This window comes from Thauera sp. 2A1 (assembly GCF_009469595.2).
Taxonomy (GTDB): domain Bacteria; phylum Pseudomonadota; class Gammaproteobacteria; order Burkholderiales; family Rhodocyclaceae; genus Thauera.
Genome location: NZ_SSXV01000083.1, coordinates 1 through 2,168 on the forward strand (window position 1 = coordinate 1; position 2,168 = coordinate 2,168).

Here is a 2,168-nt window from a genome sequence, read left to right on the forward strand (position 1 = left end):
CATAAAAATTTGGGAAAACACTTAGTTGAGGCAAAAATAACCCATTTCTAGTCTTTAAATGTTAAAATACAGTTAAAATCTGAAGTTTTTTACGGAAATGTTTGGTAGGTTCGAAAAATTGTTGTACTTTTGCACTCGCTTTTGAGAAATCGCTTCTCTTAGCAAATAAAGAAAGAGTTCTTTGAAAGATTTTACATAAACAGACAAGTAGTACAAGAAGCGGTTAACTTCTTAGAAATAAGAAAGTTGACTGGGTAAAAGAAACGAACCGTCAAGTAATTGACAAGTCAGGTTTACTAAGCTTCAATAAACGAAAAGGATATTCGTCCTAAGTACAGACAACAAACACTTCGCTATGCTTTCGGGTTTAGCAAAGTAAAAATGATATTTTACAATGGAGAGTTTGATCCTGGCTCAGGATGAACGCTAGCTACAGGCTTAACACATGCAAGTCGAGGGGAAACGATAGAGAAAGCTTGCTTTTGCTAGGCGTCGACCGGCGCACGGGTGAGTAACGCGTATCCAACCTGCCCATCACTTGGGGATAACCTTGCGAAAGTAAGACTAATACCCAATGACGTCTCTAGAAGACATCTGAAAGAGATTAAAGATTTATCGGTGATGGATGGGGATGCGTCTGATTAGCTTGTTGGCGGGGTAACGGCCCACCAAGGCGACGATCAGTAGGGGTTCTGAGAGGAAGGTCCCCCACATTGGAACTGAGACACGGTCCAAACTCCTACGGGAGGCAGCAGTGAGGAATATTGGTCAATGGACGAGAGTCTGAACCAGCCAAGTAGCGTGCAGGATGACGGCCCTATGGGTTGTAAACTGCTTTTATAAGGGAATAAAGTGAGTCTCGTGAGACTTTTTGCATGTACCTTATGAATAAGGACCGGCTAATTCCGTGCCAGCAGCCGCGGTAATACGGAAGGTCCGGGCGTTATCCGGATTTATTGGGTTTAAAGGGAGCGTAGGCCGGAGATTAAGCGTGTTGTGAAATGTAGACGCTCAACGTCTGCACTGCAGCGCGAACTGGTTTCCTTGAGTACGCACAAAGTGGGCGGAATTCGTGGTGTAGCGGTGAAATGCTTAGATATCACGAAGAACTCCGATTGCGAAGGCAGCTCACTGGAGCGCAACTGACGCTGAAGCTCGAAAGTGCGGGTATCGAACAGGATTAGATACCCTGGTAGTCCGCACGGTAAACGATGGATGCCCGCTGTTGGTCTGAATAGGTCAGCGGCCAAGCGAAAGCATTAAGCATCCCACCTGGGGAGTACGCCGGCAACGGTGAAACTCAAAGGAATTGACGGGGGCCCGCACAAGCGGAGGAACATGTGGTTTAATTCGATGATACGCGAGGAACCTTACCCGGGCTTGAATTGCAGAGGAAGGATTTGGAGACAATGACGCCCTTCGGGGTCTCTGTGAAGGTGCTGCATGGTTGTCGTCAGCTCGTGCCGTGAGGTGTCGGCTTAAGTGCCATAACGAGCGCAACCCCTCTCCTTAGTTGCCATCAGGTCAAGCTGGGCACTCTGGGGACACTGCCACCGTAAGGTGTGAGGAAGGTGGGGATGACGTCAAATCAGCACGGCCCTTACGTCCGGGGCTACACACGTGTTACAATGGCAGGTACAGAGAGATGGTGTTCTGCAAAGCGCATCTAATCCTTAAAGCCTGTCTCAGTTCGGACTGGGGTCTGCAACCCGACCCCACGAAGCTGGATTCGCTAGTAATCGCGCATCAGCCATGGCGCGGTGAATACGTTCCCGGGCCTTGTACACACCGCCCGTCAAGCCATGAAAGCCGGGGGCGCCTAAAGTCCGTGACCGTAAGGAGCGGCCTAGGGCGAAACTGGTAATTGGGGCTAAGTCGTAACAAGGTAGCCGTACCGGAAGGTGCGGCTGGAACACCTCCTTTCTGGAGAGACGAATTTCCTATGAAGATTTAGGAACATGACTTAAAAGTTCGCTTCTCTTCTTGTACGCACCATCTGTTTAATTAAATAAGAGATAGAGAATGTTCGGCAGAGATGCTACTCTTTACCAACACAGTCCTATAGCTCAGTTGGTTAGAGCGCCACACTGATAATGTGGAGGTCGGCAGTTCAAATCTGCCTGGGACTACATTCTTATATAATATCTCGATTTGGGGGATTAGCTCAG

At 48.3% G+C, this 2,168-nt stretch carries 1 tRNA gene and 1 rRNA gene; both read left to right on the forward strand.

From position 1 onward, the window contains the following. Nucleotides 1-391 precede the first annotated feature (391 nt). Nucleotides 392-1,923, forward strand: a 16S ribosomal RNA gene (locus tag GH664_RS22480). A gap of 132 nt (nucleotides 1,924-2,055) precedes the next feature. Further along, nucleotides 2,056-2,129 (forward strand) — tRNA-Ile (locus tag GH664_RS22485). The last annotated feature ends 39 nt before the right edge of the window (nucleotides 2,130-2,168 follow it).